Source organism: Archangium sp., assembly GCF_036389735.1.
Lineage (GTDB): Bacteria > Myxococcota > Myxococcia > Myxococcales > Myxococcaceae > Archangium.
This window is the reverse complement of sequence record NZ_DASVWK010000512.1, coordinates 1-5,317: the sequence shown is the minus strand read 5'-3', so window position 1 is coordinate 5,317 and position 5,317 is coordinate 1. Positions and strand designations below refer to the sequence as shown.

The window sequence follows — 5,317 nt, the reverse complement described above, 5'->3', positions numbered from 1 at the left end:
CGTGGCGCGCGTGGCCGAGGAGACCCTGGGTGCCGCTCGCGCGGGCCGGGGCGCCATCGGCGAGTTCATCCAGGCCATGCAGCAGATCCGCAGCGACGGCGTCGCGGTGGCCGACTCCATCACCAAGCTGTCCAAGCGCGTCGAGCGCATCGGCACGGTGGTCGAGGTGATCGACGAAATCGCCGACCGCTCGGACCTGCTCGCCCTCAACGCCGCCCTCGAGGGCAGCCGCGCCGGTGAGGCGGGCAAGGGCTTCTCCATCGTCGCGGCCGAGATGCGCCGCCTGGCGGAGAACGTCATGGAGTCCACCAAGGAGATCAAGAACCTGATCACCGAGATCCGCGAGGCCACGGCCGCCGCGGGTACGGCGGCCGACGCCTCCAAGGAGGCCACGGAGTCCGGTGAGAAGCTGGGCGCGGTGGCCGCGCAGGCTGTCGAGGGCATCCTCGCCGGCGTGCAGGAGACGAGTGACGCGGCTCGCGTCATCAACCTCGCCACCCAGCAGCAGCGGACCGCCACCGAGCAGGTGGTGGCCTCCATGGCGGAGATCGAGGATGTGACGCGTCAGACCACCCAGGCCTCCAAGCAGGCCACGGGTGCCGCCGCCGAACTCACGCAGCTCGCCGGTCGTCTGGCCGAGCTCATCAAGCGCTTCAAGGCCGACTAAACAGGAGCGGGAGGGGCAAGGCGGGGCGGACCTCCGCCCTGACGCCCTCAGGTCATGGACACCGAGTCCCTCAAGAGATCCCTCCTGCAGAAGTTCCAGGAGGTCAGTGCCGACCGTCTCCAGAAGATCCAGCTGGGCGTTCTCGATTTGGAGAAGCCCACGGCGGATCAGGCGGCGGACGAAGTCGCGCGCGAGCTGCACACGATGAAGGGAGAGGCCCGCATGCTGGGCCTCGCCGCCATCGGCCAGCTCGCGCATGCGGCCGAAGACGTGCTGCGCGCCGAGCGTGACGGGAGGGCCGCCACCGAGGTGGCCACGGACCTCCTGTTGCGCGCCTGTGACACCATCTCGGACCTGCTGGAGGATACCGAGGGCGCCCAAGGGGGCACCGCGTCCTCCCAGGAGATGGTGGAGGCGCTGTCCGCGGCCTCCGGTCACCCGATTCCGCCCCTGGGCGGCGTCAGGGCGGCCTCGCGCACGTCCATCCCCGTGGTGCCTCCGGCACCCGTGGAGCATGTGGTGATGGAGGCGGCTCCCGAGCCCGCGGAGCCCGTCTACTCACCGCCCCCGGCCGCGCCGCCCCCGGCCGCGCCGCCTCCGGCTCCGTCCCGGCCCGTGGCCAAGGCCGAGCACGCCCACGAGGAGACGCACGCCACCAAGGCGCTCGCCGACCGCAGCATCCGCGTCAACGTCGAGGTGCTCGACTCGCTCGGCCTGCTCGCGGGAGATCTGCTCGTGGAGAGCGCGCGCGGACGCCTGCGCGCCTCCGAGGTCGAGGAGCTGCTCGCGCGCTTCTCGCGCCTGGGTGATCGCTTCCTCAAGGTCGCCGAGACGATCCAGGTCTCCAACTCCGTGCGCAACGAGCTGGAGCACATCGAGAGCGACCTGCACATGTTGCGCGACGATGCGTTCCGCTTCGCCCGCCGCAACGGGGACGGCATCGAGACGCTGCACGGCAACCTCGCCATGATGGCGGACCACGTGGCCGAGGCCCGCCTCGTGCCACTGTCCACCGTCTTCGACGCCTTCCCGCGCGCCGTGCGCGACATCGCTCGCGCCCAGTCCAAGGAGGTGGAGCTCGTCATCGAGAACGCCGACCTCGGCGTGGATCGCTCGATGCTGGCCGACGTGCGCGATGCCCTGGTGCACCTGCTGCGCAATGGCGTGGACCACGGTCTGGAGTCGCCCGACGAGCGGCGCATGCTCGGCAAGCCCCCTGCGGGCAAGCTGACCATCCGCGTGCGCGCCGACGGCGACATGCTCAGCATCGAGGTGTCCGACGACGGCCGCGGCATGGATCCGCAGAAGCTGCGGGAAGTGGCCGTGCGCAAGCGCCTGCTGTCCGACGCCCAGGCCGCCGCCCTCTCCGAGCGCGAGGCCATCGAGCTCATCTTCCGCGCCGGCTTCTCCACCCGCGAGGAGGTCACCGACATCTCCGGCCGCGGCGTGGGCATGGACGTCGTGAAGAAGAAGGTGGAGTCGCTGGGCGGCTCGGTGGGCATCGTCAGCCGCCAGGGCCGTGGCTCCTCCATCACCCTGCGCCTGCCGCAGTCGCTGGCGTTGATGAAGGTGCTGCTGGTGCGCCTGGGCGACGACGTCTACGGCATGCCCGCCGCCGATGTGGTGGCGGTGATGCGCGTGAAGCCGGAGGACCGGATGGAGGTCTTCGGCACCCTGGCGGTCCGGCACCGCGGCAAGCCCACCGCGCTGGTGGGGCTGGGGCCGCTGCTGGGTGTCAACGGCGGCAACCGCTTCGACAAGCCGCCCGCGGTGGTGGTGCGCCACGGCGACGACTTCGCCGCGCTGGTGGTGGACGGCTTCGTCGACGAGCGCGAGGTGGCGGTGAAGCCTTGCGGCGGCGAGTTCCTCAAGGGCGCCTCCTTCATCGCCGGCACCGCCGCGCTGGAGGACGGCCGCATCGCCGTGCTCCTGCACGTGCCCGACATCATGACGGAGGTGCGCCGCATGGCGCGGCCCGTCACCCAGGGTCAGGCCGCCAAGCGCCTCAAGGTGCTGCTGGTGGACGACTCGCCCATCGCGCGCGCCACCGAGTCGGCGCTCGTCAAGGCACTGGGGCACATCGTGGAAGAGGCCCAGGACGGCGAGGAGGGCTATCTCAAGGCCCAGTCCCAGACGTACGACCTCATCCTCACGGACGTGCAGATGCCTCGGCTGGACGGCTTCTCGTTCACACGGCGGCTCAAGTCCACCGTGGGGCTGTCCCGCGTGCCGGTCATCATCCTCTCCTCGCTCGCGTCTCCGGAGGACAGGCGGCGCGGGGCCGAGGCGGGCGCGGATGCGTATCTGGTCAAGGGCGAGCTGGGCGTGGAGAGCCTGGCGCAGACCATCGACCGGCTGACTTGAGGCACTTCTAAGGCGAGGGGGCTGCTTGGACGTTGGTGCGTCCGCATACCGGGTGCTGCTCGTGGGCGATGTGCTCAAGAGCGTCTCGCGGGGTTTGTTCGACGGGGTGGTGCTCGCCCCGGCGGGCAACGTGTGCGCGTTCTCCGAAGCGCTGGAGACCGTGCAGCGCCTCCACCCGGACGTGGTCGTGGTGGACCTGTCCGGGCCCGAGGCGCTGCAGGCCATCGCGCGGGTGATGGCCGAGCGGCCCGTGCCCGTGCTGGCGCTCCACCCGGGCGTGCTCTCGGGCGCGGAGGCCTTCCAGGCGCTGGCGGTGGGCGCCGTGGAGGTGGTGGACCGCCCGACCGAGCCCGGCATCGACTTCTGGCACACGGTGGGCCGCAAGCTGATGCTACTCGCCGAGGTGCGCGTGACGCGCCCCGTGCAGGCCCAGAAGCCCAACGTACGCCCCGGGGCCATCGAGGCACCGTTCCCCCTGGTGGCCATCGCCTCGTCGCTCGGCGGGCCCAAGGCGCTCTCCGTGGTGCTGAAGATGCTCCCCAAGAGCTTCCCCGCGCCCGTCTGCATCTGCCAGCACATCAGCAACGGCTTCACCGAGGGGCTGGCCCAGTGGCTCGGCTCCGAGACGCCGCTGCGCGTGGTGGAGGCCTCCGATGGGGAGGAGATGGCGCCCGGCAACGTCTACATCGCGCGTTCGGGCACGCACCTGGTGGTGCGCCCCAAGGGCAGGTTGTCCCTGGATCCGAGCCCGCCCGTGCGCGGCTTCCGGCCCTCGTGTGACGTGCTGCTGACGTCGGCGGCCGAGTCTTTCGGCACGCGCACCCTGGGCGTCATCCTCACCGGCATGGGCCGGGACGGCGCTCGAGGGCTGAAGGAAATCCGCGAGCGCGGAGGGCGCACCATCGCCCAGGACAAGGCGAGCTGCGCCGTGTACGGGATGCCCAAGGAGGCCGTGCGGCTCGGCGCCGCCGAAGAGGTGCTGCCGCTCGACCAGATCGCACGGACTCTCATCCAGTGGGTGGAGACATGCTGACAGTGACCTCGAGGGCCCTTCAGCAACTGGCCGCCCTGCTCTTGGAACGCGCGGGATTGAAGGTCACCCCGGACGGCTATCACAGCCTCCGGCTGGCGCTCTCCACGCGCATGCCCGTGGTGGGCATCGTGGACTCCGAGGAGTACGTGCGGCGCCTGCGCGCCCCGAACGCCGAGAACGAGCTGCGCGCGCTGCTGCCGCTCGTCACGGTGGGACACACGGAGTTCTTCCGCGATCCCAAGCAGTTCCGCGCCCTGGAGACCCGCATCCTCCCGGACGCGCTGTGGCGGGCGCGGCGGGAGAACCGCCGGGTGTCCATCTGGTCCGCCGGGTGCGCCACCGGCGAGGAGCCCTACAGCCTCGCCATGGTGCTGGTGGAGCAGGGCGCGCTCCCCATCGAGGTGGACCTGTGGGCCACCGACCTGAACCTCGCAGCGGTGGAGGCCGCCAAGCAGGGGCGCTTCTCGTCCCGGCGCGTCGCCGGCATGCACCCCGACCGCCGCCAGCGCTTCTTCCGGCAGATGGAGGAGGGCGTCGAGGTCGTCTCCTCTCTCAAGGACTACGTCCGCTTCGACGGGCAGAACCTCGCCGTGCCCGTCTTCGAGAAGGTCAAGCCGGAGTCGATGGATCTCATCCTCTGCCGGAACGTCATCATCTACTTCGACCTGCCCACCATCCGCGCGCTGATGGATCGCTTCCTCACGGCGCTGCGGCCCGGGGCCCTGCTGCTGCTGGGCTACTCGGAGAGCCTCTTCAAGGTCTACGACCGCTTCGAGATGGTGGAGGTGGAGGGCTCATTCGTCTACCGGCGGCCCGAGAAGCCGCTGCCGGTGCGCGCTCCGGGCTCCGGCCCGAGGCCGATGATGATCGGCGCGCTGCCACCCGTGGGCAACCGTCCGTCCATGTCCTCGGGCAGCGTACAGCCTCGGGAGTCGGTGTCGACCCTGACGTTGCCTTCGAGCCCGAGCCTCACGACGCTGCCCGCCACCCGGGCCCTGCAGAAGACGCTCGATGCGTCGCCCTCGGGTGCCCAGGCTCAGGGTGGCGTGGCGCCGCGCAAGACGGTGGACCTGCCCGCGGTGGGAGCGCCCAAGGTGTCCGAGGCGCCCCTGGGGGCGACTGGCTCCACGGCCGAGCCGCCCCGGAAGTCGCTCGAGACGTCCTCCGTGGGAGCCGAGCCTCCGCGCGCGCGCACGGGCGAGCTGCCCGCGTGGTCGCTGATGCTGGCGCCGGGAGAGCGGTTGAACGCGGCC

General features: G+C 71.1%; 4 protein-coding genes. All 4 read left to right on the top strand.

What is annotated here, in order from left to right; translation table 11 throughout:
* Positions 1-667 (top strand): methyl-accepting chemotaxis protein (locus VF794_RS17925; RefSeq protein WP_331112006.1); only part of this gene is annotated, 667 nt, incomplete at its 5' end.
* Positions 668-721: 54 nt separating this feature from the next.
* A complete protein-coding gene (locus VF794_RS17920; protein WP_331112004.1) occupies positions 722-3,031 on the top strand; it encodes a hybrid sensor histidine kinase/response regulator in 2,310 nt (769 codons plus the stop codon).
* Positions 3,032-3,056: 25 nt separating this feature from the next.
* Positions 3,057-4,064 carry a chemotaxis protein CheB gene (locus VF794_RS17915; RefSeq protein ID WP_331112002.1) on the top strand — a complete coding sequence of 336 codons (1,008 nt, stop codon included), beginning with the start codon at positions 3,057-3,059 and terminating at the stop codon, positions 4,062-4,064.
* Positions 4,058-5,317 (top strand): CheR family methyltransferase (locus VF794_RS17910; protein WP_331112001.1); only part of this gene is annotated, 1,260 nt, incomplete at its 3' end. The genes VF794_RS17915 and VF794_RS17910, both read left to right, overlap by 7 nt.

Coding starts and splice junctions, on each gene's coding strand:
- VF794_RS17920 (WP_331112004.1), top strand. CDS start 722: ATGGACACCGAGTCCCTCAAGAGATCCCTCCTGCAGAAGTTCCAGGAG.